General features: G+C 71.5%; 25 protein-coding genes. 7 read left to right on the top strand and 18 right to left on the bottom strand.

Features of this window, described 5'->3' with window-relative positions; translation table 11 throughout:
* Positions 1–36 precede the first annotated feature (36 nt).
* Positions 37–798 carry an ABC transporter permease gene (locus IFT79_RS12005; protein WP_199859675.1) on the top strand — a complete coding sequence of 254 codons (762 nt, stop codon included), beginning with the start codon at positions 37–39 and terminating at the stop codon, positions 796–798.
* Positions 799–836: 38 nt separating this feature from the next.
* Here IFT79_RS12005 and epsC read toward each other — a convergent pair whose 3' ends face one another.
* From epsC to IFT79_RS11975, 6 genes are all read right to left on the bottom strand, one after another.
* Complete coding sequence (epsC, locus tag IFT79_RS12000) at positions 837–1,388, bottom strand: serine O-acetyltransferase EpsC (protein WP_192124377.1); 552 nt, start codon at positions 1,386–1,388, stop codon at positions 837–839.
* Between the two features lies 1 nt (position 1,389).
* Positions 1,390–2,328, bottom strand: coding sequence for a cysteine synthase A (gene cysK / locus IFT79_RS11995; RefSeq protein ID WP_056046838.1), 939 nt, complete (start codon positions 2,326–2,328; stop codon positions 1,390–1,392).
* Positions 2,329–2,644: 316 nt separating this feature from the next.
* The gene (locus tag IFT79_RS11990) at positions 2,645–3,667 is read right to left on the bottom strand and encodes a hypothetical protein (RefSeq protein ID WP_192124375.1); all 1,023 of its coding nucleotides are present in this window, start codon (positions 3,665–3,667) and stop codon (positions 2,645–2,647) included.
* Between the two features lie 233 nt (positions 3,668–3,900).
* Entirely contained in the window at positions 3,901–5,598 is a 1,698-nt protein-coding gene (locus tag IFT79_RS11985) for an FAD-binding oxidoreductase (protein WP_342211838.1), read from the bottom strand.
* A complete protein-coding gene (locus IFT79_RS11980; RefSeq protein ID WP_159825840.1) occupies positions 5,595–6,575 on the bottom strand; it encodes a lysophospholipid acyltransferase family protein in 981 nt (326 codons plus the stop codon). Before IFT79_RS11980 ends, IFT79_RS11985 begins: the two co-directional genes overlap by 4 nt.
* The gene (locus IFT79_RS11975) at positions 6,572–7,351 is read right to left on the bottom strand and encodes an SDR family NAD(P)-dependent oxidoreductase (RefSeq protein WP_056046842.1); all 780 of its coding nucleotides are present in this window, start codon (positions 7,349–7,351) and stop codon (positions 6,572–6,574) included. The genes IFT79_RS11980 and IFT79_RS11975 overlap by 4 nt, the downstream gene beginning before the upstream one ends.
* A gap of 98 nt (positions 7,352–7,449) precedes the next feature.
* On the opposite strand from IFT79_RS11975, the gene IFT79_RS11970 reads away from it, so the two are divergent.
* Genes IFT79_RS11970 through IFT79_RS11955 form a run of 4 tightly spaced genes read left to right on the top strand, consistent with a single transcriptional unit; the run spans position 7,450 to position 11,821 of the window.
* Positions 7,450–8,271 (top strand): hypothetical protein, encoded by an 822-nt coding sequence (locus IFT79_RS11970; RefSeq protein WP_159825838.1) that lies wholly within the window; start codon positions 7,450–7,452, stop codon positions 8,269–8,271.
* Entirely contained in the window at positions 8,268–10,619 is a 2,352-nt protein-coding gene (locus IFT79_RS11965) for an SDR family oxidoreductase (RefSeq protein WP_123570649.1), read from the top strand. Before IFT79_RS11970 ends, IFT79_RS11965 begins: the two co-directional genes overlap by 4 nt.
* Before the next feature lie 21 nt (positions 10,620–10,640).
* Positions 10,641–11,477 carry a hypothetical protein gene (locus IFT79_RS11960; protein ID WP_055970915.1) on the top strand — a complete coding sequence of 279 codons (837 nt, stop codon included), beginning with the start codon at positions 10,641–10,643 and terminating at the stop codon, positions 11,475–11,477.
* Positions 11,474–11,821 carry a helix-turn-helix domain-containing protein gene (locus tag IFT79_RS11955; protein ID WP_043595703.1) on the top strand — a complete coding sequence of 116 codons (348 nt, stop codon included), beginning with the start codon at positions 11,474–11,476 and terminating at the stop codon, positions 11,819–11,821. The genes IFT79_RS11960 and IFT79_RS11955 overlap by 4 nt, the downstream gene beginning before the upstream one ends.
* Before the next feature lie 124 nt (positions 11,822–11,945).
* On the opposite strand, the gene IFT79_RS11950 is transcribed toward IFT79_RS11955, so the two are convergent.
* The 7 genes from IFT79_RS11950 to IFT79_RS11920 form a co-directional block, all read right to left on the bottom strand.
* Positions 11,946–12,284 carry a hypothetical protein gene (locus IFT79_RS11950; RefSeq protein WP_192124371.1) on the bottom strand — a complete coding sequence of 113 codons (339 nt, stop codon included), beginning with the start codon at positions 12,282–12,284 and terminating at the stop codon, positions 11,946–11,948.
* Positions 12,281–12,625, bottom strand: coding sequence for a HepT-like ribonuclease domain-containing protein (locus IFT79_RS11945; protein WP_056046849.1), 345 nt, complete (start codon positions 12,623–12,625; stop codon positions 12,281–12,283). The genes IFT79_RS11950 and IFT79_RS11945 overlap by 4 nt, the downstream gene beginning before the upstream one ends.
* On the bottom strand, positions 12,622–13,113 hold the full coding sequence (locus IFT79_RS11940) for a nucleotidyltransferase family protein (protein WP_056046851.1): 492 nt from the start codon (positions 13,111–13,113) through the stop codon (positions 12,622–12,624). Before IFT79_RS11940 ends, IFT79_RS11945 begins: the two co-directional genes overlap by 4 nt.
* A gap of 56 nt (positions 13,114–13,169) precedes the next feature.
* Positions 13,170–14,378 carry a GAF domain-containing protein gene (locus IFT79_RS11935; protein ID WP_159825943.1) on the bottom strand — a complete coding sequence of 403 codons (1,209 nt, stop codon included), beginning with the start codon at positions 14,376–14,378 and terminating at the stop codon, positions 13,170–13,172.
* Positions 14,379–14,513: 135 nt separating this feature from the next.
* Entirely contained in the window at positions 14,514–15,116 is a 603-nt protein-coding gene (locus IFT79_RS11930; RefSeq protein ID WP_192124369.1) for a hypothetical protein, read from the bottom strand.
* Between the two features lie 140 nt (positions 15,117–15,256).
* The gene (locus IFT79_RS11925) at positions 15,257–15,823 is read right to left on the bottom strand and encodes a type 1 glutamine amidotransferase domain-containing protein (protein WP_123570651.1); all 567 of its coding nucleotides are present in this window, start codon (positions 15,821–15,823) and stop codon (positions 15,257–15,259) included.
* Positions 15,824–15,946: 123 nt separating this feature from the next.
* Entirely contained in the window at positions 15,947–16,846 is a 900-nt protein-coding gene (locus IFT79_RS11920; RefSeq protein WP_233568409.1) for a sugar-binding transcriptional regulator, read from the bottom strand.
* A 192-nt stretch (positions 16,847–17,038) separates the two neighbouring features.
* On the opposite strand from IFT79_RS11920, the gene IFT79_RS11915 reads away from it, so the two are divergent.
* Positions 17,039–18,784: a glycerol-3-phosphate dehydrogenase/oxidase gene (locus IFT79_RS11915; protein WP_192124368.1), complete on the top strand. Its 1,746-nt coding sequence runs from the start codon at positions 17,039–17,041 to the stop codon at positions 18,782–18,784.
* A 180-nt stretch (positions 18,785–18,964) separates the two neighbouring features.
* Entirely contained in the window at positions 18,965–19,624 is a 660-nt protein-coding gene (locus IFT79_RS11910) for a GntR family transcriptional regulator (RefSeq protein ID WP_056046860.1), read from the top strand.
* A gap of 87 nt (positions 19,625–19,711) precedes the next feature.
* Here IFT79_RS11910 and IFT79_RS11905 read toward each other — a convergent pair whose 3' ends face one another.
* The 5 genes from IFT79_RS11905 to IFT79_RS11885 all read right to left on the bottom strand — a co-directional run bounded on the left by IFT79_RS11905 (position 19,712) and on the right by IFT79_RS11885 (position 26,711).
* Positions 19,712–20,752 carry a hemolysin family protein gene (locus tag IFT79_RS11905; protein WP_056046862.1) on the bottom strand — a complete coding sequence of 347 codons (1,041 nt, stop codon included), beginning with the start codon at positions 20,750–20,752 and terminating at the stop codon, positions 19,712–19,714.
* The gene (locus IFT79_RS11900) at positions 20,749–22,128 is read right to left on the bottom strand and encodes a hemolysin family protein (RefSeq protein WP_173151630.1); all 1,380 of its coding nucleotides are present in this window, start codon (positions 22,126–22,128) and stop codon (positions 20,749–20,751) included. Before IFT79_RS11900 ends, IFT79_RS11905 begins: the two co-directional genes overlap by 4 nt.
* 171 nt (positions 22,129–22,299) lie before the next feature.
* Positions 22,300–23,121, bottom strand: coding sequence for a GntR family transcriptional regulator (locus IFT79_RS11895; protein ID WP_199736224.1), 822 nt, complete (start codon positions 23,119–23,121; stop codon positions 22,300–22,302).
* On the bottom strand, positions 23,102–24,766 hold the full coding sequence (locus IFT79_RS11890; RefSeq protein WP_159825962.1) for a dipeptide ABC transporter ATP-binding protein: 1,665 nt from the start codon (positions 24,764–24,766) through the stop codon (positions 23,102–23,104). Before IFT79_RS11890 ends, IFT79_RS11895 begins: the two co-directional genes overlap by 20 nt.
* Positions 24,750–26,711 carry a gamma-glutamyltransferase family protein gene (locus IFT79_RS11885; protein WP_342211837.1) on the bottom strand — a complete coding sequence of 654 codons (1,962 nt, stop codon included), beginning with the start codon at positions 26,709–26,711 and terminating at the stop codon, positions 24,750–24,752. The genes IFT79_RS11890 and IFT79_RS11885 overlap by 17 nt, the downstream gene beginning before the upstream one ends.
* Position 26,712: the final 1 nt, after the last annotated feature.

The raw sequence follows: 26,712 nt of genomic DNA, 5'->3' as shown, positions 1-26,712 counted from the left end.
CTCCGCTCCCCACGCCCATCCCCGAAAGGACATCCCATGACCACCGTGACCCGTCCCTCCCCCACCCGGTCGGCAGGCTCGCGACGTCGTTCCGGCCCGCTCGCCATCGCCCTCGCCGAGCTGCGCATGCTCGTGCGCAACCGCACCGTCGCCCTCTGCGCCCTGCTGCTGCCCCTGGGCTTCGGGGCCCTCACCTACGCCTTCGACTCGTACGGCACGGCCGGCATGCTCGCCGGCGTGCAGATCATCGGCATGGTGGGCCTCGGCGTCTACGTCACCGCGACGACCACCCTCGCGGCCCGTCGACAGTCCCTGTACCTGAAACGGTTGCGCAGCGGGTCCGTCGGCGACGCGGGCATCATCGCCGGGCTCGTGCTGCCCGTCGTGGCGGTCAGCGTCGCGCAACTCGTCATCGTGCTCGGCGTGCTCGCGCTCCGCGAGCCCCCGGTGCACCCCGGGCTGCTGATCGTGGCCGTCCTGATCGCCGAGGCCATGTTCGCCGGCTTCGCCCTGGCCACGGCCGGGTTCAGCAACTCGCCCGAGCACGCCCAGTACACGACCATGCCGCTCTACCTGATCACGCTCGGGGTGGCGATCTGGTGGACGGTCACGGGTGCCGACGACCTGCTCTGGCTCAAGCGCATCCTGCCGGGGGGCGGACTGATGGAACTGATCACCCTCGCCTGGAACGGCGGCGACCTGTCGCTCGTGTCCGTGCTGCTGGCACCGACGCTGGTCTGGGCCGCCCTCGGGGCCCTCGCGGCCACGAAGGCCTTCCGATGGGAACCCCGGCACTGAGCGGCCCCGACCTCGTCCCGAGGGCCGATGCGGCCTCGTCAGGGCCGGCGCGGCCGGGCGACGGCGGGCACGCCCACCGCGACCGACCCGGCCGGGACGTCCTTGGTCACGACCGCGTTGGCCCCGACGACGCTGCCGCTGCCCACGGTGACGCCGCCGAGCACGGCGGCCCCGGCACCGATCATCACGCCGTCACCGACGGTGGGGTGCCGGCGGCCGAGCGCGCCTCCGCGTCCCTTGCCCCCGAGGGTCACTCCGTGGAAGATCGTGCAGTCGTCACCGACGACCGCGGTCTCGCCGATGACGACGCCCATGCCGTGGTCGATGAACAGGCGGGCCCCGAGGCGAGCCCCGGGGTGGATCTCGACGCCGGTCAGCGATCGGACCATCTGCGACAGCAGGCGGGCGGCGAACCGCGAACACAGGAGGCGCGGTGCCGGCCCCGCACGCCACAGTCGGGAGGTCACGCGATGCGCCCACACCGCGTGCAGGCCCGAGTAGACGAGGGCGGTCTCGAGGCGTCCTCGGGCAGCCGGGTCGCGCCTCCGGACGGTGTCGAGGTCCTCCCGGAGGCGTGCGACCAACTGCACCCTAGGCGTCCGCGAGGTCCTGGAACAGCACGGTCGACAGGTAACGCTCTCCGGTGTCGCAGACGATGGCGACGATGCGCTTGCCGGCGTTCTCGGGTCGCTTCGCGATCTCGAGCGCGGCGTGGATGATCGCCCCCGACGAGATGCCCGAGAGGATGCCCTCCTTCGTGGCGAGGTCGCGTGCGACGCGCAGGGCGTCGTCGAGCTGCACGGGGAACACCTCGTCGATCTGCGAGCGGTCGAGCACCTCGGGCACGAAGTTCGCCCCGATGCCCTGGATCTTGTGCGGGCCGGCCTTGCCCTCGCTCAGCAGGGGCGAATCGGCGGGCTCGACCGCGACGACCTTCACACCGGGGACCTTCTCGTGCAGCACCTGACCGACGCCCGTGATGGTGCCGCCGGTCCCGACGCCCGCCACGAAGAAGTCGATCTTCCCGTCGGTGTCGCGCAGGATCTCGGGCGCGGTCGTGCGGCGGTGGATCTCGGCGTTGGCCTGCGTCTCGAACTGCTGGGCCCAGATCGCGTTCTCGGTCTCGGCGGCGATCTGCTTGGCGCGTTCGACGGCGCCCTTCATGCCCTCGGGTCCGGGGGTCAGCACGATCGTCGCGCCGTAGGCCTTCATGACGGTGCGTCGTTCGACGCTCATCGTCTCGGGCATCGTGACGATCACCCGGTAGCCGCGGGCGGCGCCGACCAGGGCCAACGAGATGCCCGTGTTGCCACTCGAGCCCTCGACGATCGTGCCGCCGGGCTTCAGGTCGCCGGAGGCCTCGGCCGCGTCGACGATGGCGACGCCGAGACGGTCCTTCACGCTGGCACCCGGGTTGTAGAACTCGAGCTTGGCCAGCACCTCGGCCCCGCCCTCGGCGGGCAGCGAGTTGAGCTTGACGAGCGGGGTGTTGCCGAAGGCCGAGGTGATGTCGGCGTGGATTCCGGGCATGCGCGGGTCTCTTCCGTGAACGGGGGTCTGTGCGGACGGATCGATGCTCATCTTAGGCAGCCGTCCTGCACCGTCCCCCTGTGTGTCCCCGAGCGACGTGTGCGTCCCCCGCCGCCTGCCACCCCACCGCCGCCGTCCCGCCGCGCCACCCCGCCACCCCGCCACCCCGCCACCCCGCCACGAAGTAAAGATTCCGCCACACAATTCGATGGTGTTGTGTTTACTTCGTGGCGGCGTGCTTCGTGGCGGCGTGCGTCGTTCCGGCGCCGCCCCGCCCCGGCCCCGTCCGGCCCAGCCCGGCCCCGCGCATCGCCCGTCACGACCGACGCCGCAACGGCACACCGAGGTCTCGCATGATCTGCGCGAGTGGCGCGCGCTCGCGGACGTCGTCGGCGTCGCACCGGCCGATGCGCGTCACCTGGCCAGTGCGCATCAGCCGCCTCTCGCGTGCCTTCTCGGCCTTCACCACCGCCGACGGCGTCAGCCCGCCCCGGACCGCCTCGTGGTCGTACTTGACCTTGCCGTCGAACTCGAGCACCGAGCTGCCGAAGACGAAGTCGCACCGCCCCGCGAGTCCCTGTGCGTCGTGGAACTCGACCTGCAGTCCCGGGGGCGGGGCCCCGAGCTCGTGCAACGCGATGCGACAGAGCGATTCGCCTCCGTTCTCGGACCACGGCGAGGCGAAGGCGACCACGCGTCGAGCGGCCTCCGCCCCCCGCGTTCCCGTCGTACTGCCGAGGCGCGCGCCCAGCTCGTGCCGGGCGCCGTTCGCCGCGCGTTCGACCCGGGCTCGATGTTCTTCGTAGCCGTCCTGAGGACGCGGGTCCTGCCAGCCGAAGCACCCTGCCCCGACCGCCGCGCGCCGGAGGACCCCGTCGGTGCACAGCACCCCGTCGGCGAACGAACGACCTCGGGCGATGTCGATCGCCGTCCGCGCCTCGGACGTGGTCAGCACCCCGTCGACCTCGACGACGTCCCCGGCATCCGTCGAGCCCGGATGCCGGACCACGCGCTCGCTCGTCCGCACCCGATCCCGACGGGGGTCCAGGACGTGCACCCGCGTTCCCGCGCCCCGGACGGACGGCAGCCCGTGGACGGCGACGGCCGACTCGTGCGACACGACGGTGCCCGGCGGCAACCCGGCCAGGACGGCGCGCACCCTGACCAGCTGCCGGTGCCGCGCCGAGAGACGCGTCCAGTCCTCGCTGGGCACGTACGCACCGGGATGCACCCGGACGACGAGGCCCCGTCGGGTGTCACGTCTGAGCGCTTCGGCCTCGCGACTGTGGGTGCCGTGGGTCGACACGAAGGTGATGGCGGGCAGCGGTTCCGACGACATGCCCCGAGCGTCGCGCACCCATTCTTGGCCCGCTCGTGCGCGCTCGTGGCCTGTGGAGGCATCACGCCGTCCGATGTCTGTGCCCGAGGTGTCGCCGACACCGCCGCGTGCATCACCCCGCCACGAACTAAACAACCCGCCACACGTTTGCGTGGCGGGTTGTTTACCTCGTGGCGGGGTGCGTCGGCGCGGCGGCCACGGCGCGGCGGCAGCGCAGGAGGCGCGGTGCGGGACTACGCGCCCGTCACCTTCCCGGGGTTGAACACGCTCCCCGGGTCGGCCGAGTCGAACAGCCCCTGCATGACGGCCACGCCCTCGGGCGAGACGTCCTGCGCGAGCCACGGCTGGTGCTCGAGCCCGACGCCGTGGTGGTGCGAGACGGTCGCCCCGGTGTCGATGAACGCCTGCTGGATGGCGTGCTTGACCACGTCGTACTCGGCCTCGGCGTCGTCACCGTGCTCGAAGGCGAAGGTGAAGTACAGGCACGCGCCCGAGTGGTACGAGTGCGACAGGTGGCCCATGATCCAGCCCTGCTTGCCGATGCTGTCGAAGGCCTGGTTCGCCGCGGCGTAGACGCGCGACGACACGAGGCGCAGCTTCGACCAGGGGGCGGCGGTCTCGGAGACGTCCGCCGCGCCTCCGTGGTCCATGAAGAAGTCGCGCAGGTAGGGCGTGTCGAACTTCTTCTGGTCGTAGAGCTTGCCCGGTCCCTTGCCGACGCTCATGCCCTTGTTCGCCTTGACGATCTTGGCGACGGCCTTCTGGGTGTGGGCGACGTGCTCGGGGCTGCCCTCGTAGCCGATGAACGACAGGCACATCGCGTCGACGTCCCAGCCCTTGGCCTTCAGGATGGTCGGCAGCAGGTCGGTGACCTTCTGCGAGATGCCCTTGCCCGGCTTCGACGTGGCGAACGAGAAGGCGGTCTCGTGTGCGTCGCTGACGCGGGTGACCGACGGGCTCACGTCGCTCTCGGCGATGGCCTGCATGGCGGCGAGGCCGTCGTGCCACGACGGGAACAGGTAGGCGAGGATCTCGCGCTTCTCGGGCAGGCGGTGCACCTGGGCGGTGACCTCGGTGATGACGCCGAGACGTCCCTCGCTGCCGATGATCATCTCGCGCAGCGACGGACCCGTCGACGCGCTCGGCACGGCGCGGATCGAGAGCACGCCGCCGGGGCGCACGACCCGCAGCCCCTTGGTGATGTCGGCGATGTCGCCGTACTTGTCGCTCTGCATGCCCGACGAGCGGGTGGCGACCCAGCCGCCCATGGTCGAGTGGGTGAAGCTGTCCGGGAAGTGTCCGAGGGTCCACCCGCGGGCGTTGAGCTGCTCCTCGAGGTCTGGGCCCTGACCGCCGGCCTGGATGCGCGCCAGTCCGCCGTCCTCGTCGATGCCGAGCACCTTGTCGAGCCGGCCCATGTCGAGCGATACGATCGTGCGCTCCTCCGCGGGCAGCGGTTCGAGGCTGCCGACGATGTTGCTGCCGCCGCCGAAGGGGATGAGGACGAGGTCGCTCGCGACGGCCAGGTCGACGATGCGCTGGATCTCGTCCTCGTCGGCCGGGTACACGACGACGTCGGGCACCCGGTCGAGACGTCCGGCGCGGATGCGGATCAGGTCGCGGATGCTCTTGCCGTAGGTGTGGACGACCCGGTCGTGGTCGTCGGTGACGACCTGGCCGTCGCCCACGATCTGCACGAGCGAGTCGAGCACCTCGGTGCCGACCCGGGACGAGGGGACGTCGAGGTCGTCGAACGAGAGGCCGGTGTCGTGCCCCTGGGACAGCTCGACGCCCACGATCTTCTTGACGAAGGGGGCGAAGGCGGGCTTGTCGTCGTGGTGGAAGGCGACGCCCTCGACGCCCCAGCCCCACCACTTCATGTGCTTGACGCCGTCGACGGCAGGACTCTTCTTCTGTTGGACGTCGGTCACGGGCGTTCTCCTTCGAGCGGGTCTGACGGGCCCAGGATGCGGGCGGTGTTGGCGTCCTTCAGACGCAGGATCTCGGTGCGCACGCGCGTCGAGAAGTCGGTGACGGACTCGCCGTCGTGGGGCCGCATCGGGTCGCCGAACGCGACTCCGACGGGCAGTCGGCCGGGCCGGGGCCAGCTGCGGCCGCGCGGTTGGGCGATGTTGGCCCCGATCAGGGCGAGCGGCACGACCGGCACGCCGCAGGCCGAGGCGAGGGCGGCGGCGCCGGGCTTGAAGGCGGCGACGGTGCCGTCCTTCGAGCGGGTGCCCTCGGGGAACACCAGCACGGGGTAGCCGCGCTGCAGCAGCGATCGAGCACTGACGGTGGGCTGCCCCTGGCGCCCGCGGGCGGCCGCCTTGGCCGCGGCACGTCGGCGGGCCGAGCTCTGCGGCGTCGACCCCGCCGACGCACCGGACGAGGAGGCGCGGGTCGCGTCGACCGCGGAGGCCGGGGTCCCCGAGCCCCGCTGCACCGGGAACGCGTTGAAGAACAGTTCGGTCAGCTGACGCCGCCAGGGCACGTCGAAGAAGTAGTCGGCCGCGGCGCCCGTGGCCAGGTAGCGCGCGAGCTTGCGCGGCAGGGCACCGAGGATGAGCGGCGCGTCCAGGTGGCTCGAGTGGTTCGCGACGACGATGAAGCCCCCGGTGAGGCCCTCGACCCGGTCGCGGTCGATGACCGTCACGTCGGTGATCGACCAGATCGTCGGCTTGAGCACCATGCGCTGCGCGACGTAGCGGGCCATCGCGTGTCGCCGCGAGCTGAAGCGGTCGCGGACGTCGCTCGCGACGTCACCGGCACGCTGGGCGACGCCACCGGCCCGCTGGGCGACGTCCCCGGCTCGCTGGGCGACGTCGGCCCTGACGTCGTCGACCCGCTGGGCCACGGCGTCGAGGCGGGCGTGTTCGCGGCGTCGTTCTCCGTCGTCCTTCACGCTCACTGCCCCACCGGCTTGCGGCGGCTCGACGAGATCGCGCCGGACGCGGCCCGGACGGCGCCCTTGGGGGCGTGCCGGACCAATCCCATCAGCACCTTGTACCGAAGCGTGGGCATGGAGATCACCTTGCCTTTGTCGACGTCGCGCAGACAGGCGACCACGAGTTGTTCGGTGCTGAGCCACAGGGCGTTGGGTATGGACGACGACTTTATGCCGGCACGCTGATGGAACTCCGTCCGCACCCAGCCCGGCAGGAGGGCCGTGACGCCCACGCCGGTGCCCTTGAGCTCGACCGAGAGACCCTCGCTGTACGAGGTCACCCACGCCTTGATCGCCGAGTAGCTGCCCATGGCCATCAGCCCCGCGGTGCTCGACACGTTGACGATGCGACCGCGGCCGCGCTCGCGCATGGACCTCGCCGCCGCACCCGAGAGCACGAGCACGGCCCGGCACATGACCTCGAACGCGAGGTCGTGCGCGGCGACGTCGGTGGAGGTCAGCGGGGTGTGCATGCCGAAACCGGCATTGTTCACCAGCAGGTCGACGGGGCGGGTCGGGTCGGCCAGCCGTTCGGCCACCCGGTCGACGTCGCGACGGTCGCCGAGGTCGGCCGCGAGCACCTCGACGTCACGGCCGAGCGCGCGCAGGGCGGTCGCCGTCTCGTCGAGTCGGGTGAGGTCACGAGCGACCAGGACGATGTCCCAGCCGCGCATGGAGAGTTGGCGGGCGAATTCGGCTCCGATGCCGGACGTGCCCCCGGTGACGAGCGCTACAGCCATGCCGCTTACGATACGGTGCTGAGAGCAGACTGCGCGCATCGAGACACGTTCGAGGCCCTTCTCGCCTCGTCCACTTCTGCCCCGGAGGACCCCCTGTCATGACGACCAGAGATGCCCCGCGCGCCGACCCCGACTTCGACATCCGCGAGTTCACCAAGACGGCCCAGGGCAACTGGCGCCCCGACCTCGACCTGTCCGGCTTCGCCGACCGCCCCCTGGGCCCCGACGCCCTGCGCCTCGTCCGCCATCTCGGACGTCTCGAGAGCGCCACGATGGAGAACCTGCGCAACCTCCTGGTGACGGCCACCCACAAGGACACGAGGGTCACCGCGTTCCTCGTGACGTGGGCGTTCGAGAAGTTCTGGCTGGCCGACGCCCTCGACGCCGTCCTCGAGGCCCACGGCGAGCCCCGCAACCGCGACGTGACCGAGGGGCCCAAGCGTCACGCCGCCTCCGAGGCCGTCGAGCGCCGTGGCCCGATCACCCGGGCCCTCCAGGCCATCACCGTCGGGTCCCCCATCGTCGCCGTGCACACGACGACGGGGGCCGTCGACGAATGGGTGCTCCGAGAGGCATACGACCGCCTCGACGAGCTCGCGGCACACCCCACGCTGACCACCGTGATCGACCGTGTGAGGGTCGTGAAGGGTCGTCACGAGCAGTTCTTCGCGAGCGAGGCCGACTGGCGCCTGCGCGACTCGCGCCGGTCGGTGAAGATGACCCGCGCCTCCTTGCTGACGGCCGTCTGGCCGATCGGCGCCGTCGAGCGCGCCGACTCCGAGCGCACCTTCTTCGACGCCACCGTCTTCGGCGGGGCCGAGGGCCACCTGCGCGCCGACCGCGTGGGCGCGCAGGTCGCCGACCTGCCGGGCCTGGACGCCTCCGTCGGGGCGGCCGTGACCAGAAAGCTGACCGCATGAGCTCCACCCCCGGCCTCGCGCTGCCCGACCAGACCCCGGGTGCCACCCGAGTCGACCTCGGCGGCTCGCACGTCCTGCTCACCGGCGGCACCGGCTTCGTCGGCCAGGCGATCCTCGAGCGTCTGCTCTCGTCGCACCCCGGCACGACGGTCACGCTCCTCATCCGACCGAAGGCCGGCACCTCGGCCGAGGGGCGTCTGCGGCACCTGCTGAAGAAGCCGGTCTTCGCCTCGTGGCGCGAGGCCGTCGGGGCCGAGGGCGTCGAGAAGGCCCTCGCCGAGCGGCTCCGGGTGATCGAGAGCGGTCTGGGCGACCTGCCCGACCTGCCCGACGACCTCGACGTCGTCATCCACAGCGCGTCCACGGTGTCGTTCGACCCGCCGATCGACCAGGCCTTCGAGACCAACGTCGGCGGGGCGGTCGGGCTCTACGAGGCCCTGCGGAAGACGGGCACCGACCCGCACGTCGTGCACGTGTCGACCGCCTACGTCGGCGGCATCCGCAAGGGCGTGTTCCCCGAGGCGTCGCTCGGCCACACCGTCGACTGGCGTGTCGAGCGCGCCGCCGCCGCCGACGCCCGCGCCCGGGTCGAGGCCGCCTCCCGCCAGCCCGAGACGCTTCGCACTTTCCTCGCCCAGGGTCGTGCGGCGCACGGCAAGACCGGTCCGCAGGCGGTCGCCACGGCCGCAGAAGACGCCCGCGTCGCCTGGGTCAAGGCCCGTCTCGTCGACTACGGACGCACCCGGGCCGAGACGCTCGGCTGGACCGACGTCTACACGCTGACCAAGGCCTTCGCCGAGCGCGCCGCCGAAGAGCTCTGGGCCGAGGCCGGGCACCGCCTGTCGGTCGTGCGACCGGCGATCGTCGAGAGCGCCCACCGGCACCCCTACCCCGGCTGGATCGACGGCTTCAAGGTCGCCGACCCGCTGATCATGTCGTACGCCCGTGGGCTGCTGCCCGAGTTCCCCGGCGTGCCCGACAGCGTGCTCGACGTGATCCCGGTCGACTACGTCGTCAACGTCATCCTCACCGTCGCGGCGAACCCGGTCGAGGCCGGCAGCCCCCAGTACTTCCACGCCAGCTCGGGCGGCAGCAACCCGTTCTCGATCCTGCGCATGTTCGAGAACCTCAAGGCGTTCTTCACGGCCAACCCGCTGCCCCGCGACGAGCACTCGTCGATCGAGGCGCCGCACTGGAACTTCCCGGGCGTGCGCAAGGTCGAGGGCGCCATCCGCACCGCGAACCGCGTCAACGACGTCCGCGAGGCCGTGCTCACCCGACTGCCGAGCACGCTGCGCACCCGGACGGCGCTGGCCGGGGTCCAGACGCGGCGGGCCGACCTCGAGTCGCTGCAGAGCCTCACCGACCTCTACCGCCACTACGTGCAGTCCGAGATCATCTTCGACGACCGACGCACCCGGGCCCTGCACGCCGGACTCCCCGCGGGCTCGCCCGCGGACATCGGCTTCGACGTGACCGACGTCGACTGGGAGGCCTACTTCCAAGAAGTGCACTTCCCGTCCATCACCTCGATGACCCGGGCGTTCTCGGTGCGACCCGCCGCGTCGGCCGCCGTCGCCGACACGCGGGCCCTGCCGCCGCGCGACGACGTCGTGGCCGTGTTCGACCTCGAGGGCACGGTGCTCGACAGCAACATCGTCGAGCAGTACCTCTGGGTGCGCTCGGCCGGGTTCCGCAAGGCCGCCTGGCCCGGCGAGGTCGCCAGCCTGCTCACCTCGCTGCCGCGCTACCTCCGGGCCGAGGGTCGCGACCGCGGCGAGTTCATCCGTACGTTCTCCCGACGGTACGAGGGCATGCCCGTCGCGCGGCTCTCGGGCGTGGTCCGGTCACGCGGCTACGCCGACACGGTCCTGCGCCACACCCTCCCCGACGCGCTCGCCCGACTGGCCGAGCACCGTGCCGCCGGGCACCGCACGGTCCTGGTCACGGGCTCGATCGACACCCTGACGACTCCCCTGGCACACCTCTTCGACGACGTCGTCGCCAGCACGATGCACCAGCGCAGCGGCGTCTACACGGGTTACCTCGCACAGCCTCCGCTGGTCGACGAGGCCCGCGCCGCCTGGCTGCGCCAGTACGCCCAGGCGAACGACATCGATCTCTCGGGGTCGTACGGTTATGGTGACTCGTTCGCCGACCTCGCCTGGCTCGAGATGGTCGGCCACCCGAACGCGGTCAACCCCGACAGCAATCTGGCACGCGAGGCGCTCCGAAGAAGATGGAGCATCCGCGATTGGACTCGCAGCGGCCCCCACGGCAGAAGCGGCACCAGCACCACGAGCGGCACCAGCAGCACCACAGCGAAAGGAGACGGAGGCAGGGCCTGAGCCCGCGCCTCCTGACATCACATGGCCTTCGACATCGACAAGTTCGCCGCGACCTCCGAACGCCTGAGCTGGGACGACCTCGACCTCGACCACTTCCGGAAGAACCCGCTCTCGGCCGACTCGCTGCGGACGCTGCGCTACATGGCCGACGTCGAGTACCACACGGTCTGCTACACCCGTGACCTGCTCACGACTCCTTCTCACAAAGAGAACGAGATGACCACGTTCATGACGATGTGGAACCGCGAGGAGTTCTGGCACGGCGAGGCCCTCGCCGCGATCCTCGAGGTCCACGGCATCACGGTCGACTACGACCAGCTCCGCGCGAACCGGCTCAAGCTCGGCTGGCGTGAGCGCCTCGACCCGGTCAAGCAGGGTCTGCTCGGCAAGATCGTCGGCTCCGACTTCGTCGCCGTCCACATGTCGTGGGGCGCGGCCAACGAGTACTCGGCCGTGTCGGCGTACAAGCGCATGGCCGAGCTCGAACAGGACCCGGTCCTCGCCGAGTTGCTGAAGCGCATCGCCAAGCAAGAGGCCCGCCACGTCGCGTTCTACGTCTCGCAGGCCCGTGAGCGTCTGCTCGCGAGCAAGAAGGCGCAGAAGCTGACGCGGTTTCTGTTGTCGAAGGTCTGGGCCCCGGTCGGCTCGTCCATCATGGAGGTCGACGACGTCAAGTTCGTCTTCGGCCAGCTGATGAGCGGCGAAGAGGGCCGCAAGGCCGCCGTCAAGCTCGACCAGAACATCTCGAACCTGCCGGGCATGAGCGGTCTGACGATCTTCCAGAAGGCCCTCGACGGCCTGGGCATCCGTGCGGACTCGGTCGGCGGCTCCTCCGCCGGTTCGGTCGCCACGGCGTGAAGACCAGCCACCTGAGGCACTTCCTGGTCGCGGCCGACGTGCTGCACTTCCCGGTGGCGGCCGACAAGCTCGGCATCTCGCGCCAGAAGCTCGAATCGTCGATCGAGGCCCTCGAGCTCGAGTTCGGTGCGAAGCTGTTCGACCGCGACGTCACGCCGTACCGGTTGACCAAGGCCGGCAAGGCGGCGGTGGTCGTCGCCGAGGACGAACTGGCGAGTCCTTCCACCCCGACCCCGCCGCCACCCCCGCCGGCCGGCGGCAAGGCCAAGGCGTCCAAGGGCAAGGGCCGTACGCCCGCCGTCAAGGGCCAGCCCAAGCCGTTCAAGAAGCGCCAGGGCCGCTAGCAACGCCGGAGGCGGGCCGCCCGACCGCCACCGCATCACACCACACCACGAAGTGGACGCGGCACCGCGTTTTCTCCTGGTGCGGTGTCCACTTCGTGGCGGAGTGCGCCTCATGGCGAGATGGTCAGTTCGTGGCGGCGTCGGGCCCGACCGTGGCGAACCAGTCCGCGTACCGCGTGTTCCGTGCCATGCGGCGGGTCTCGTCGGGGGCGTCGTCGTCCCACCACACCGGGCCGCGTTCGCCGAGCGACGTCTTCGCGGCGTCGACCCGGGCCCGGGCGTCCTCGACGGCGGCAGCGTCGTCGGCGGCCAGCGCCGTCTTCTTCGCGCGCCGCGCCTCCATCAGGTCGTGGACCAAGGAGGCGCGGGTCGCCTCGTCGAGGCGAGGATCGGTCCGGCGCCACAGCCGGCCGCGGACCACGAGGTACCGGCCGTCGGGCGTGACCAGGGGTTCGGCGCTCATCCGTCGCGTCGGTGACGCTGCACGAGGGAGTGCAGGAGGGGAAAGCTCCGGGTCACGGTCTGCCAGAGGGTCTCACGGTCGAGGCGATCGTAGTGATGGACGACGAAGTCGCGATTCTTGGCGGCGAGTGAGAACTCGACCTCGTGGAACCTCGTGCCGTCGTACGCGACCAAGCGCTTGCTCAGGTCACCGGCCCGGTTGGCCAGCGCCTCGAACGCCAACGGAAGCGCAGGGTCGCCGTCGAACGCCTCGCGACCACGGGACACGAGCTCGGCCGAGGCCGCCAGGGTCGCGTCGAGGTCGACCAGCCAACGTTCGGCGCGGTCCGGAGAGGGGTTCACACGGGCACCGCTTGTGTCAGGATCTCGCGGTCGGCCTCGGGGTCGAGCCCCCGCCGGGACACGACGTCGACCGGACGCTGGAACACGGCTTCCATGTCGATCTCGAACTGCGCGAAGTCGAAGTAGGTCGCCTCGGCCCCCGGATCGACCAGGAGGTCGATGTCACTGTCGTCGGTCTCGGTCCCGCGAGCGACCGACCCGAAGACGCTGACGGCGTCGATGTGGCTCAGGCCCGCGAGGCGCCGGACGAGACCGGCACGCGAGGTGATCTCGTCCAGCAGCGAAACGCCCTCTCGACCAGACGGGGGACGCTCGGACATCTCGACGAAACGGCTCCACGGCACGATGACGACCTCGGGGCGGCGGTGCGGCCCCACGGCAACGGCCGGACGGTCGGGGTCGAGCCGGAAGTCCCTCATGAGGCGGCTGAAGCCGCTGCGGGCATCAGCCACGGCGAGGACGTCGGCGCTTCGGATGGAGGTCTCCATGGAGACGATGCTAGCGCGGAGCCCCTCATCGTGTACATCTTTCTGTACATCTGCTCTCAGGCCCGCGCGACGGCCTGCCTCGCGAGCTCGCGCTGCACGCTGAGGGCGAGCTCGCGCAGCATGACGAGGTCGACGCTCTCGACCGTGCGGGGCTCGGGGTCGGCGACGCAGAGCGCTCCGATGCGGACGCCCTCGGGGCTCTCGACCGGGTAGCCGGCGTAGAACCGCGCCGGCGCCTCGACGCCGAACCGTTCGTCGGCCCAGGCGTCCTCGACGATGAACGGCTGGCCGCCGGCGACCGTGTGGGCGCAGAACGAGAGCGCCATGGGCAGCTCGCGGTCGCCGCCCCCGGCGAGGGCCTTGTTCCAGTGTCGGTCGGCGGTGACGAGGGAGAACGCGGCCCCGCTCGCGCCGAGCAGGGTCCGCGCCCGTTCGACGATGTCGTCGAAGCGTTCTTCGGGGTCGGTGTCGAGGAGGCCCAATGCCCTGATCGCCTCCACGCGGTCGACCTCGGCCTGAGGGGCGTGCCGGCGCGCCCGGGCCACGCCGCCGCCGGCGGACATCTGCGCGTCGAGCATGGGCGCGAGCATCTCGGCCTGCGCCTCGCCCCAGCGGGCGTACTTGGCGATGAGCTTGTCCCGGTCGTCGTGGCCCGAGAGCGGCGACGGAGGCATGAGCACGTGCACCCGGGGGTGGGTCGAGCAGACGTCCCGGATGGTCTCGTTCAGCTCGGCCGCGTGTCGGTCGACGAGGCCCCCGCCGGCGATGCGGAACACCGTCACCTCGCTGGGCGACTGGACGCCCGTGACGAGCACGGGACTGCTCGCGCCCCCGGTCTCGGTCTCGATGTGCACGAGCAGGTCGACGAACGCGCGCCGCCACTTCGTGACGTCGGTCATGGCGAGGGCGTCGTTGATGCCCGTCACCACGACCACGGCGTCGTAGCGCGTGAGGTCGCGGTGTCCGAGCACCCGGCGGGCGGACACCGTCCCCATCGAGGGGTCGGCCACGACGTCGACGTCGACCCCGCGACCCGTGGCCTGCGAGACCGCCCGCGCGAGGTGACCCGCGAGCCCCAGGTCGTGGCTGCGGACGCCCCACCCGACGGCGGGCCCGCTGCCGAACAGCAGCACGCGATCGGGGCTGACGCCGGGAGCGTGCGTCCGGGCGACGCTCTCGGGCCTGGGCAGCCCCAGGCGTCGGTCGAACCAGCGGTTGCGCTGGCGGATCATCCCGCGCACGAGCGGGCTGACGAAACGGTTCATGCCGGGTTCCTCCCACAGCGGTGGCCTGATCGACGAGGGCTCCGCGTGGTGAGGGCCGAGCGGTGTCCCTCCATGCTCTCGCCCGGGTACCGGGCGGGACAGCCCCAGGTCGGGGGCCGCCGGACGGCGCGTCCGTCAGACCGCGCGGGGGCCGTCCGACCCCGGCGGCGGCTGGGCGAGCAACCGCGCAAGGTCCACGTCGACGAGATCACGGAGGCGCTGGTCGCGTTCGTCGGGATACGCCGGGTCGACCGCCTCGACGGCCGACACCTTCGTGACGATCGCGGCCCCGACGTCGCCCCAGGCCCGGTCGACCGCCGCCGCGACGATGTCGCGCACGAAGTCGTCGTCGGACTGCAGCTCGTCCAGCCGGTCGGCCACGGCCGTGTAGGTCTTCTCCCGGAACCAGAGGGTGTCGTCGTCCCCGCGCCGGTAGTCGTGCTGGTGTCGCGACCGGCCCTTGGCCTTGAGGGCCTTCGCCCGTTCGCCGCCGATCCGTTCGTTCTGCTCGCGTTGTTCCGCCGCGAGGCGACCGAGGATGGTGCGCACGGCCTCGCGGGTGCGCTCGTGGTCGAAGTGCTCGTCGTCGCGGAGGGCACGGATGACGATCGAGTTGGCCACCGAGACGACGGCGGCCGCACGCGAGATGAGCACCCCTTCTGCGACGGCGCGCTCGAGGGCGGCGGGATCGGGCGTCGCCGGCTCGGAGGGGGCCCCGCGCGTCTTGCCGAACTTCATCGCGCCTCTCTCTCGACCGGGTGGGCGCCGGAGCGCCGGGTGACGGACCGACGATGGCCCGACGTCCCATTAAAGACCCACGGCGGGGTCCGTCGCCCCGGGGGGGGGACGACGGACCCCGCCGCGACGGAGACGACGGATCAGGCCGTGGCGGCCAGCGCCGACGAGGTCTCGCGGACGAAGTCGTCGAGGTCGCCGGGGTCACGCGACGTGACGAGCGTGAAGCCCTGCTCGACGTCGGTCACCACCGAACGGTCGACCCAGCTGCCGCCGGCGTTGCGGACGTCGGTCTGCAGCGACGCATAGGAGGTGAGCTCCTTGCCCGTCACGAGGCCGGCCTCGATGAGCGCCCACGGGCCGTGGCAGATCGCCGCGATCGGCTTGCCCGCCGTGGCGAAGGCCTTCACCAGGTCGACGGCGTCGCTCTCGGTGCGGAGGGTGTCCGCGTTGATGGTGCCGCCGGGAACGAGCAGGAGGTCGTGGTCGGCGGCGTCGACCTCGGCGATGGTCGTGTCGGGGCGGACGGTCTGCCCCGGGTCCTTGTCGCCGACGAGCGTCTGGATCGGCTCGGTGGAGACGCCGGCGACGACGACGGTGGCGCCCTGCTCGCGCAGCTTCGCGACGGGGACGACGAGCTCGTCCTGCTCGACGCCGTAGTTGGTGACGATCGCGAGAACGCGGCGTCCGGTGAGTTCGGTGCTTGCCATGGTGATGCTCCTCTCGGGGCCGGTCGGGGCCCGGTGTGCGACGCCTCCCGTCTACGCGGGCGGGCTGGGTCGTGGCTGGCCCGGTGTACCCCACCCGCGCCTCCGGACCGCGGCCCCTCCGGCTCAGCTGGCCAGGAGCGCCCTGGCGGTCCCCTCGTCGAGGATGAGGTCGGTGACCAGGCCCGCGGCGAGCGCACCGCGGACGCTGACCACCTTGGCCTCCCCCGCGACGACGCAGACGCGACGCGGCGTGCGTCGGATGGTCGCCAGGTCGGGCCCGGTCGCGCGCCGGTTGAGCTCGATGTCGGCCGACGAGCCGTCCTCGCGGAAGAACACGGTCGCGACGTCGCCCACCACGTGGTCGTGGGCCAGGCTGTCGTGGTCGCTCTGCTCGAGGTAACCACCCGAGTAGACGTGGCTCGGCACGTGTGCCTCGCGCGAGCCGACGCCGAAGACGACGAGGTCCATGGCGCCCTGCAGCGAGAGGACGCGTCGGGTGCTGCGCTCCCGCCACAGGGCGCTCTTGGTGGCGGGGTCGTCGAAGAACGCGGGCACGGGAAACTGCTGGATCAGGGCGCCGTACGCGTGGCCGAACCGCCGCAGGATCTCGCTGGCGTACTCGATGCCGGTCGTGCGGGTGTTCGCCGCACCGTTGAGCTGGACGAAGACGGTGTTGTGCGTGGTCTTGGGCACCAGGTACCGGCTGACCGCACTGACGGTGGAGCCCCAGGCGACGCCGACGACCATGTTCGAGTCGACGTACTGGGTGAGCGTTCGTGCAGCCGACAGCGCGACCCGGTCGAGCCGGTCGACGTCGCTCGTCTGGTCGGGCACCGGGACCACGTGCGCGACCACGCCGAACCGCCGGTGCAGCCCGTCGCCCACGGCCGTCGGCTGGTCGAGCGGGGACTTGATCTGGATGTCGACGAGGCCCGTCTCGCGTGCTGCCTTCAGGAGGCGCGACACCGACGAGCGGGACGTCTGCAGTTCGTGCGCGATCGCCTCCATCGTGAGGTCCTGCATGTAGTAGAGGTGCGCGGCGCGCAGGGCCTCCTGCGTGCGTTCGGACGTGTCGCCAGCGACCAACGGGACCTCCTTGCACGTTCGTGCAGATACGTTGCACCTTGTGTGCATCGGGACGACGATGAATCTACCGGCCCGCAGGACGAGTCGGTCACCACCACCTGACATCGCATCTCGAAAGAAGCAGTGACCATGTCGAAGAAGACAGACTCGATCCGTCCCAACGTGCAGCGCATCGTCGACCGCCCGACGGCACAGGTGCTCGTCGTCGGCGGTGGCATCAACGGCATCGCGACCTTCCGCGACCTCGCCCTCCAGGGCGTCGACGTCGTGCTCGTCGAACGGGCCGACTACGCGTCCGGCGCGTCCGCCGCGTCGTCCCACATGATCCACGGCGGCATCCGCTACCTCGAGAACGGCGAGTTCCGCCTCGTCCGCGAGAGCGTCGAAGAGCGCAACGGCCTGCTGAAGATCGCCCCGCACTACGTCAAGCCGCTGCAGACCACGATGCCGATCTTCTCGACGTTCAGCGGCATCATGAACGCCCCCTTGCGCATGCTGACGCACAAGCAGCGCTCCACGAAGGAGCGCGGCGCACTGCTGATCAAGGTCGGCATGACCATGTACGACTCGTTCTCGCGTGACGGCGGCTCGGTGCCCCGTCACAAGTTCCTCGGTCGCAAGAAGGCGCTGGCCGAGATGCCGCACCTCAACAAGGCCCTCAAGTACACGGGCACCTACTACGACGCGTCGGTGCACGAGCCCGAGCGCCTCGCGCTCGACGTGCTGAAGGACGGTCTGGCCGCCGGCGACAACGCCCGCAGCGCCAACTACCTCGAGGCCGTCGGGACCGCCGACGGTGGCGTGACCCTGCGCGACGTCGTCAGCGGGACCGAGTTCACGGTGAAGGCCGACGTCGTCATCAACGCGTCGGGCCCCTGGACCGACCTCACCAACAAGGCCTTCGGTGCCGAGTCGCAGTACATGGGCGGCACCAAGGGGTCGCACATCGTCGTCGACAGCCCCGAGTTGCTCGAGGCCACGAACGGTCGCGAGATCTTCTTCGAGAACAACGACGGCCGCATCGTCCTGATCTACCCGCTCAAGGGTCGCGTGCTCATCGGCACGACCGACCTCGAGGCCGACATGGCCGAGCCGGCCGTCTGCACCGAAGAAGAGGTCGACTACTTCTTCGACCTGGTGAAGCACGTCTACCCCGACATCGAGCTCAACCGCGACCACATCGTCTACCGCTACTCGGGCGTCCGCCCCCTGCCCAAGCACGACGACCTCGCCGCGGGTTTCGTGTCGCGCGACTACCGCATCGTCGAGACCGAGGTCGCCGAGCTGCCCGGCACGGCCGTCCTCAGCCTGGTCGGCGGCAAGTGGACCACCTTCCGTGCCCTGTCGGCGCACCTCTCCACCGAGGCGACGACGAAGCTCGGCGTGAAGCGCACGGTCGACACCACCGGCATGGCGATCGGCGGCGGCAAGGGCTTCCCCACCACCGAGGGCGCCCGCACCACCTGGGTCGCGGCCCACGCCGACGGGCTCGACCGTGACCAGGTCGACCGTCTGCTCACCCGGTACGGCACCCGCGCCTCCGACGTCATCGAGGTGCTGCTCGACCAGCCGTCGCAGGCACTCCAGGCCGACTCGACGCTGACCACGGCCGAGATCGCCTACTTCGCCGAGCACGAGGACGCCGTCCACCTGGCCGACGTCGTCCTGCGCCGCACGAACCTCGCGTTCGTCGGGGGCGTCACCATCGAGTTGCTCACCGAGATCGCGGACGTCATGGCCCGCTCGCTCGAATGGACGACCGAGCAGCGCGACGACGAGATCGAGCAGACCCTGACGACCCTGCGCGACTCGCACGGCGTCGAGGTCCACTCGCAGCACGTGCCGGCGGCGACCCCCGCCGCGGCGACGAACTGACGACACCGACCCGATCGAGAAGCCCCGCCCCTCCCTCCGAGGGGCGGGGCTTCGTCGTCGTCGCCGGGGATGTCGTGACCTGACATTGACATGTCGACTTCGCTGCCCATCGGGCAAAATGTGACGTTTCCGTATTAGGATGCTGGCCGGGCACACGCCCGTGAGGATCTAGGAGGCCGCATGCCGATTCCCGTCACTCCCCCTGCCGCCGAACGACAGTTGCTGCGCGACACGGTCCGCAGCCGCATCCGTGACGCGATCATCGACGGCACGCTCGAACCGGGCGAACGCCTGCACGACGACGAGCTGATCGCCTGGCTGCAGGTGTCGCGCACCCCGATCCGCGAGGCACTCGGCGACCTCGTGCGCGCCGGCCTCGTCGAGATGGCGCCGAACCGCTACACGAAGGTCGCGACGCCGAAGGCCGAAGAGGCCGTCCAGGCGGTCCAGACCCTGGGCGTGCTCTTCGGCGGCGCCGTCCGGCTGGCCGTCCCGAACCTGCCGGACGCCGTCAAGCGAGAGATCGTGCGGGCCATCGACGTCTGCCTCGGCGACCTCGACCGTGAAGACGCCCCGGCGTTGAACGCCCACGCCATCGCGCTGTTCTCGACCTACGTCGACCACTGCGGCAATCCGTCACTGGTCAAGGTCTGCACCGACGTCACCGACGGCCTCGCCTACAAACTGCGCGTGCCGAACATCGTGCAGGTGCTGCAGTGGGACTCGATGGCCGACTCGTTCGCCGCCCTGCGCGAGGCGACCGAGGCCGGTGACCCCATCGCCGCCGAACTCGCCGCCGAGGACCTGCACGCCCTGCCCGGCCAGCGCCCCGTCGCCTGAGCGGGCGGGCGCGGCCGACCGAGCGGGCACGGGCGACCGAGCGGGCACGGCCGACCGAGCGGGCACGGCCGACCGTCCCTCGACCCGTCAGACCGCCGTGACGTCGTCGACCTCGCCGACGAGTTCTTCGATGATGTCCTCCAAGAACAGCACGCCGGTGGTGACGCCCTCGGGCGAGACGGATCGGGCGACGTGCGCGCCGACCCGGCGCATCGAGGCCAGGGCGTCCTCGAGGTCGGTGTCGCGGCCCACGGCGCCCAGGCGGCGGATGCGCTTCTCGGGCACGGGTGCCTCGAAGGCCCCGTCGCCGGTGAGGTCCATGACGTCCTTGAGGTGCAGGTAACCCGTGGGCTGGCCGTCTCCGTCGGTGAGCACGTACCGCGAGTATCCCCGGGCCGCCACGGCGCGCTGCACGTCGGCCGGAGTCGACCCCGGCGCCAGGTGCACCATCTCGTCGAGGGGCACCTCGACGTCGCGCACCTTGCGGGTGGTGAACTCGAACGCCGCCGACAGGGTGCCCGACGAGTCCGTCAGCGTGCCCTCGCGGGTCGACTGCTGGACGATCGTGGCGACCTCGTCGAGCGTGTACGAGCTCGTCGCCTCGTCCTTCGGCTCGACCCGGAAGAGCCTCAGCACGCCGTTGGCGATCGCGTTGAGCGACCAGATGACCGGCTTGAACACCGTCGCCACGAAGACGAGCGGGGGCGCCAGGATGAGCGCCGCCCGGTCGGGCACCGAGAACGACAGGTTCTTCGGGATCATCTCGCCGACGACCACGTGCAAGAACGTGACGAGCACGAGCGCCACGACGAACGCGACGACGCCGATCGCCTCGGCCGAGAGGCTGGTGAGACCGAGCGGGATCTCGAGCAGGTGGTGGATCGCCGGCTCCGAGACGTTCAAGATGACCAGCGAGCAGACGGTGATGCCCAACTGGCTGGTGGCCAGCATGAGCGTCGCGTGTTCCATCGCCCACAGGGTCGTCTTCGCGGCCTTGCTGCCGGCCTCGGCACGCGGCTCGATCTGCGATCGGCGTGCCGAGATGACGGCGAACTCGGCGCCGACGAAGAACCCGTTGACGATCAGCAGCACGACCAGCCAGACGATTCCGGGCAGGTACTCGTTCATCGGTCGACCCCTTCGGTCAGCGAGGCGACCACGCGGTCGTGCTCGGTCGTGGGTGCGGCGGCGTCGAGGCCGCCGTCGGGTGGGGCCGGCACGAAACGCAGGCGTTCGAGGCGTCCGTTCGCGACGCGTTCGACCCGCAGGCTGCCGCTGCCGCTCTCGAGGGCGACCTCGTCGCCCACCTCGGGCAGGCGGTCGAGCCGGTCGATGACGAACCCGGCCACCGTCTCGTAGTCGCCGTCGTCGGGCACGCGGATGCCCGCCCGGTCGGCCAGCTCGTCGGGCCGGAGGGCACCGTCGAAGAGCACGGTGCCGGCCTGGCGCACGATGCCCACGCGGGCCCGGTCGTGCTCGTCCTCGAGCTCGCCGACGAGCTCTTCGACGACGTCCTCGAGCGTGACGAGGCCGGCGGTGCCGCCGAACTCGTCACGCACCACGGCCATCTGCAGGCCGCCGTGGCGCAGCAGGCCGAGCAGCGAGTCGGTGCCCATGCTCTCGGGCACGAAGCGCGCCTCCTGCATGAGGGCGGTCGCGACGACGGAGGCGCGCCCGGCGAGCGGGACCGCGAACGCGTGCTTCACGTGCACGACCCCGACGATGTCGTCGCTGTCGTCGCCGATCACGGGGAACCGCGAGAAGCCCGAGGTGAGGGCGGCCTCGACGACGTCGGCGGCCGAGCCGGTCGACGCGATGGTCGTCATGCGGACGCGCGGCGTCATCACCTCGGAGGCGTCGTGCTGCGAGAAGCGCAGGGTACGGCCCAGCAGGGTCGCGTGGTCCTGGTCGAGTTGGCCCTCGAGGGCCGACCGGCGCACGAGCGAACTCAGCTCTTCGGCCGAGCGCGCACCCGACAGCTCTTCTTTGGGCTCGATGCCCATGGCGCGGATGGCCGCGTTGGCGGTGTTGTTGAAGAGCAGGATGAGCGGCTTGAACACCGTGGTGAACGCGGCCTGGAACGGCACGACGAACTTCGCGGTGGCGAGCGGCAGCGCGAGGGCGAAGTTCTTCGGCACGAGCTCGCCGACGACCATCGAGAAGAGGGTGGCGAGCACGATGCCCGCGACGCTGCCGACGACCGGGACGGCCGCGGCGGGCACGCCGAGCGAGCCGAGCGGACCGCTCAGCATCGAACTGATGGCGGGCTCGAAGGTGTACCCGGTCAGCAGGGTGGTCAGCGTGATGCCGAGCTGCGCACCGGAGAGGTGCGTCGAGGTGATGCGCAACGCCTTGATCGTGGGACCGAGGCGTTTCTCGCCCCGGTCGCGCCGCGCCTCCAGCTCGTTCCGGTCGAGGTTGACCAGCGAGAACTCGGACGCGACGAAGAAGCCGGTGCCGACGGTGAGCACGAGGCCGATGCCGACCATGACCCAGTCATTCATGTCGCCCCTCCCCGTCTGTGACGACCGCGCGGGCGGTCAGGCGTGGGAGAGGCCAGGGCATGTGAGAGGGAGGTTCGTCCATGACCGAGAACAGTAAGCAGATCCCCCGACCGATGCCTGAGAACGTGCAGTCGATGCAGTCGACCCGCCCTCGAGCCGAGGAGGCGCGGGTCAGGCCGGAGGGGCCGCCGCCGTCGAGGTGGTCGGCGTGGGGGCCTCCGGCGTCGAGATCGCGGGCGTCGGGATGGTGGGCGTCGGGATGGTCGGCGGCAGGGCGGGCGGAGTGGCCCGCAGGTCGGCCACGCGGTCGGCCGGCTCGGTGCGGGCGAGGAACCCGATGCGCGACTCGCGCACGTGCCAGCCCATCAGCTCGGCGGCCCCGGCCTCGTCGCCGGCGTCGATCGCCGCGAGGATGCGTCGGTGGTCGGGCCAGAGCCGCTTGCCTCGCGAGAAGGTGTCGAGGGCGTACAGCCACTCGATCTTGTTCGACAGCTGGCGCAGCAGGGTGGCCAGGGTGGCGCTCCCGCTCAGCTGCGCCACGCCCACGTGGAACCGGTCGTTGAGCTCGACGAGACGGTCGAGGTCGCCGGCCTCGACGGCGGCGTCCCCGTCGTCGAGCAGCTGGCCGAGCACGCGCCGCGTGCGCCACCAGTCCTCGGGCGGCCGCGGCTCGCCGAACAGCTCGCGGGCCCGCAGGGCGGCGCGTCGCGCGGTCGAGATCTCGAGGGCCTCGCGGACGGCGAAGAGGTCGTCGGCCTCGTCGACCGGGATCGCCGCGACCCGGCTGCCCACGTGCGGCGTCGACTCGACGAACCCCTCGGCCTCGAGCGCCCGCAGCGCCTCACGCACCGGGACGCGCGAGACGCCGTGGCGGCGAGCGACCGACGCCTCGGTGATGCGCGTCCCCGGCACGAGGGCGCCCTCGACGATCTCGCGACGCAGGGCGTCGACGAGGACGACGGGCGTCGGGCCCTCAGAGGGCGAGGCTGGCACCGGGGATGGCTCCCAACAGTTCGGTCGTGTACTCGGCACGGGGCGACAAGAAGATGTCGTCGACGCTACCGCGCTCGACCACGGCGCCCTTGCGCATCACCACCACGTCGTGGGCGATCTGCCTCACGACCGCCAGGTCGTGCGTGATGAACAGGTAGCTGAGGCCGAGCCGACGCTGCAGGTCGCCGAGCAGCTCGAGGATCTGCTCCTGGACGAGCACGTCGAGCGCCGAGACGGCCTCGTCGCAGATGAGCAGCTCGGGCTCGAGCGCCAGCGCCCGGGCGATGGCCACGCGCTGACGCTGCCCGCCGGACAACTCGTTCGGACGGCTCTGCGCGACCGACCGCGGCAGGGCGACCTGGTCGAGCAGCTCGGCGACCCGGTGCCGACGCGAGGCACGGTCGCCGACGCCGAAGATGCGCAACGGCTCGTCGATCAGCCGCTCGACGCTGGAGGTCGGGTCGAGCGAACCGTAGGGGTCCTGGAAGACGGGCTGCACCCGGCGACGCAGCGCGCGACGGGACGCACCGCGGCTCGTCGTGATGCTCTCGCCGTCGATCAAGGCCGACCCGCTCGTCGCCGACTCGAGGCCGAGCACGATGCGGGCCACGGTCGTCTTGCCCGAGCCGGACTCCCCCACGATCGCCGTCGTGGTGCCGCGCGGCACCTCGAACGAGACGTGGTCGACGGCCCGCACCTGCTCGCCACGGCGACCACGGAGGCGGAACTCCTTGACCAGGTCGGTGACGGTCAGGATCGGGTCGACCCGCGCCTCCTTCGCGTCCGTCGCCTCGTCGAGGACGGTCTCGCCGCGACGGAGGGCGGTGGCCGAGGCCAGCGTCGGCGCCGCCGCGACGAGGCGCTTCGTGTACTCGTGCTGCGGGCGACGCAGGATCTGCTCGGGCGTGCCCTGCTCGACGACGCGTCCCTCGAGCATCACGACGATGCGGTCGGTGCGGTCGGCGGCGAGCCCCAGGTCGTGGGTGATGAAGAGCAGGGAGGTGCCACGGCTCTCGACCAGCGTCTGCAGGTGGTTCAGGATCTGCCGCTGCACCGTCACGTCGAGCGCGCTGGTCGGCTCGTCGGCGATGAGCAGCTGCGGCTCCCGTGCCAGGGCGATCGCGATGAGCACGCGCTGGCGCATGCCGCCCGAGAACTCGTGGGGGAACTGCCCCGCCCGGCGCTCGGCCTCGGGGATGCCCGCCTCGCTCATCAGCGCGACGACGCGGCGCTGGACCTCGTCGTGGCCGCGGAGGCCGTGGGTGCGCAGCGCGTCGGCGATCTGCGCGCCGACCTTCATCGACGGGTTCAGGTTGGTCGACGGGTCCTGCGGCACGAGGCCGATCCGGGCGCCGCGCACCTGACGCATGGGGGCCTCGGTCGCCTGCGCGAGGTCGAGGGTGCCGCCGTCGGGCCCCGCCAGCTCGATCGTGCCACCCGTGATGTGACCGGCCCCGGGCAGCAGGCGCAGGATGGCGGCGACCACCGTCGACTTGCCCGAGCCGGACTGGCCGACGATCGCCACCCGCTCGCCCGGCAGGACGTCGAGGTCGACGCCGTGGACGGCGGGGGTGTCGCCGAACGAGACGCGGAGGTCGCGCACGCTCAGCAGGGGGGAGGTCGGGTTCTCAGCGTCCTGCGGCATAGGCCTGGGCTCCTCGGGGGTTGGCGGCGGCGGAGAGCACGCCGGTCTCGGGGTCTCGCGACACGCTGGACAGCCGGCCCAGGGACCAGCCGCCGGCGCGGGTGACGACGTGGCCGCGGGCGACCAGCGCGTCGATGACGTCGTCGCCCAGGCGGTCCTCGACCACGACGCCTCCGGGCTCCCAGGTGCGGGGCCAGAAGCTGCCCGGGAACGACGTGGTGTGCAGGGCCGGGGCGTCGATGGCCTGCTGCGGGGTGTAGCCGCCGACGATCGTGCGCAGCAGGTAGAGCAGCTGCCACTGGTCCTGCTGGTCGCCGCCGGGCGAACCGAGCGCGACGACGGGCTCGCCGTCCTTCAGCACGAGCGTGGGCGTCAGCGTGGTGCGCGGCCGGGTGCCGGGTGCGAGCGTCGACGCCGTGCCCTCGTCGAGCCACGACATCTGCAGCCGGCTGCCGAGGCAGAAGCCGAGCTCGGGGATCGTCGGCGACGACTGCAACCAGCCACCCGACGGGGTCGCCGACACGACGTTGCCCCAGCGGTCGACGACGTCGAGGTGGCAGGTGTCGCCGCGCGTCTCGCCGGTGGGCTCGGTGAACGGCTCGGCCAGACGGTCGGCAGGAGGCGCGGTGGCGGTCGCCGGGGCGTCCTCGGTCGGTACGACGGGTGCGTCGGGTGCGTCGGGTGCGTCGGCTGCGTCGGCTGCGTCGGCGCGAACCGGTGCCCGACCGGGGGCGGCGACGGTGGGCTCGCCGACGCCGGCGGGTGCCTCGCTGAGCGCGGGTGGCAGGTACTCGGTGCGCATCGTGGGCAGGGCGAACGGTTCGCGCCCCGGGACGTCGCCCGGTCGCAGCTCGTGCGACGCCCGCTCGCCGATCAGGGCGCGACGCCGGTCGGCGTAGTCCGCGGACAGCAGGACGTCGAGCGGCACGTCCCCGGGGCCGTACCAGGCCTCGCGATCGGCCATCGCGAGCTTCTGCGCCTCGACGATGGTGTGGGCGCCGTCGGCGGTCGACGGGTCGAGCAGGGCGTCGTCGAGCGGCTCGAGCAGCGCCAGCACCTGCAGCAGGGCGGGACCCTGACCCCAGGCGCCGGTCTTGGCGACGGTGTGGCCGCGGAACTCGATCGTGGTCGCCGGCTCGGTCGTGGCCCGGAAGGCGGCGAGGTCGGCGGCCGTGACCACGCCCGCGTGGTCGGTGCCCGACGAGTGACGGTGCGGAGTGCGGACGAACGCGTCGATCGCCTGCGCGACGTGTCCGCTGCCCCACTCGACCCGCGCCTCCTCGATCTTCGACTCGCGGGACGCGTCGGGGCCGAGGGCCTCGCCCGCCGCGACCAGCTCGTCGAGGACGGCCGCGTAGGCCGGGTTCGTCAGCAGGTCGCCCTCACGCGGCACCTCGCCACCCGGCATCCACTGGGCGGCGGAGGTGGGCCAGTGCTCGGTGAACAGGTCGGCGACGGTCTCGATGGTCGACGCCACGCGCGCCACGATCGGGTGGCCGTCGCGGGCGTAGCCGATCGCGTAGGCCAGGACGTCGGCCAGGGACCAGGTGCCGTGCTCGGCCAGCAGCTTCAGCCAGGCGTCGACGGCACCGGGGACGGCGGCCGCGAGGGCTCCCGACCCGGGGACGAGCTCGAGGCCCTCGGCAAGGTAGTGCTCGCGGGTGGCCCCGGCCGGGGCGGGGCCCTGGCCGACGAGCACGGTCGGCGCGTCGGGGGCCTCGGCCGTCGCGTAGATCGCCGTGAGGTCGCCGCCGGGACCGTTGAGGTGCGGCTCGACGACGTGCAGGACGAAGGCGCCCGCGACGGCCGCGTCGAAGGCGTTGCCGCCGCGCTCGAGGACCGACTGGGCCGAGGCCGTCGCCAGCCAGTGCGTCGACGACGTCATGCCGAAGGTGCCGCGCAGGTCGGGGCGGGTGACGAACTCGTCAGGGGTGGTGTAGGTCACG

Source organism: Frigoribacterium sp. CFBP 8759 (genome assembly GCF_014841655.1).
GTDB lineage: Bacteria > Actinomycetota > Actinomycetes > Actinomycetales > Microbacteriaceae > Frigoribacterium.
The sequence above is the reverse complement of the archived record's forward strand: the minus strand, read 5'-3'. Positions and strand labels throughout refer to the sequence as shown.

What these genes read in the sequence shown, in the direction of transcription:
- IFT79_RS12005 (WP_199859675.1), top strand. Translation starts at nt 37, where the DNA reads ATGACCACCGTGACCCGTCCCTCCCCCACCCGGTCGGCAGGCTCGCGA.
- IFT79_RS11910 (WP_056046860.1), top strand. Translation starts at nt 18,965, where the DNA reads ATGCCGATTCCCGTCACTCCCCCTGCCGCCGAACGACAGTTGCTGCGC.
- IFT79_RS11890 (WP_159825962.1), bottom strand. Translation starts at nt 24,766, where the DNA reads ATGCCGCAGGACGCTGAGAACCCGACCTCCCCCCTGCTGAGCGTGCGC.
- IFT79_RS11905 (WP_056046862.1), bottom strand. Translation starts at nt 20,752, where the DNA reads ATGAACGAGTACCTGCCCGGAATCGTCTGGCTGGTCGTGCTGCTGATC.
- IFT79_RS11930 (WP_192124369.1), bottom strand. Translation starts at nt 15,116, where the DNA reads ATGAAGTTCGGCAAGACGCGCGGGGCCCCCTCCGAGCCGGCGACGCCC.
- IFT79_RS11960 (WP_055970915.1), top strand. Translation starts at nt 10,641, where the DNA reads ATGGCCTTCGACATCGACAAGTTCGCCGCGACCTCCGAACGCCTGAGC.
- IFT79_RS11915 (WP_192124368.1), top strand. Translation starts at nt 17,039, where the DNA reads ATGTCGAAGAAGACAGACTCGATCCGTCCCAACGTGCAGCGCATCGTC.
- IFT79_RS11990 (WP_192124375.1), bottom strand. Translation starts at nt 3,667, where the DNA reads ATGTCGTCGGAACCGCTGCCCGCCATCACCTTCGTGTCGACCCACGGC.
- IFT79_RS11935 (WP_159825943.1), bottom strand. Translation starts at nt 14,378, where the DNA reads ATGAACCGTTTCGTCAGCCCGCTCGTGCGCGGGATGATCCGCCAGCGC.
- IFT79_RS11970 (WP_159825838.1), top strand. Translation starts at nt 7,450, where the DNA reads ATGACGACCAGAGATGCCCCGCGCGCCGACCCCGACTTCGACATCCGC.
- IFT79_RS11925 (WP_123570651.1), bottom strand. Translation starts at nt 15,823, where the DNA reads ATGGCAAGCACCGAACTCACCGGACGCCGCGTTCTCGCGATCGTCACC.
- IFT79_RS11975 (WP_056046842.1), bottom strand. Translation starts at nt 7,351, where the DNA reads ATGGCTGTAGCGCTCGTCACCGGGGGCACGTCCGGCATCGGAGCCGAA.
- IFT79_RS11900 (WP_173151630.1), bottom strand. Translation starts at nt 22,128, where the DNA reads ATGAATGACTGGGTCATGGTCGGCATCGGCCTCGTGCTCACCGTCGGC.
- IFT79_RS11950 (WP_192124371.1), bottom strand. Translation starts at nt 12,284, where the DNA reads ATGAGCGCCGAACCCCTGGTCACGCCCGACGGCCGGTACCTCGTGGTC.
- IFT79_RS11920 (WP_233568409.1), bottom strand. Translation starts at nt 16,846, where the DNA reads ATGCAGGACCTCACGATGGAGGCGATCGCGCACGAACTGCAGACGTCC.
- IFT79_RS11940 (WP_056046851.1), bottom strand. Translation starts at nt 13,113, where the DNA reads ATGGAGACCTCCATCCGAAGCGCCGACGTCCTCGCCGTGGCTGATGCC.
- cysK (WP_056046838.1), bottom strand. Translation starts at nt 2,328, where the DNA reads ATGCCCGGAATCCACGCCGACATCACCTCGGCCTTCGGCAACACCCCG.
- IFT79_RS11965 (WP_123570649.1), top strand. Translation starts at nt 8,268, where the DNA reads ATGAGCTCCACCCCCGGCCTCGCGCTGCCCGACCAGACCCCGGGTGCC.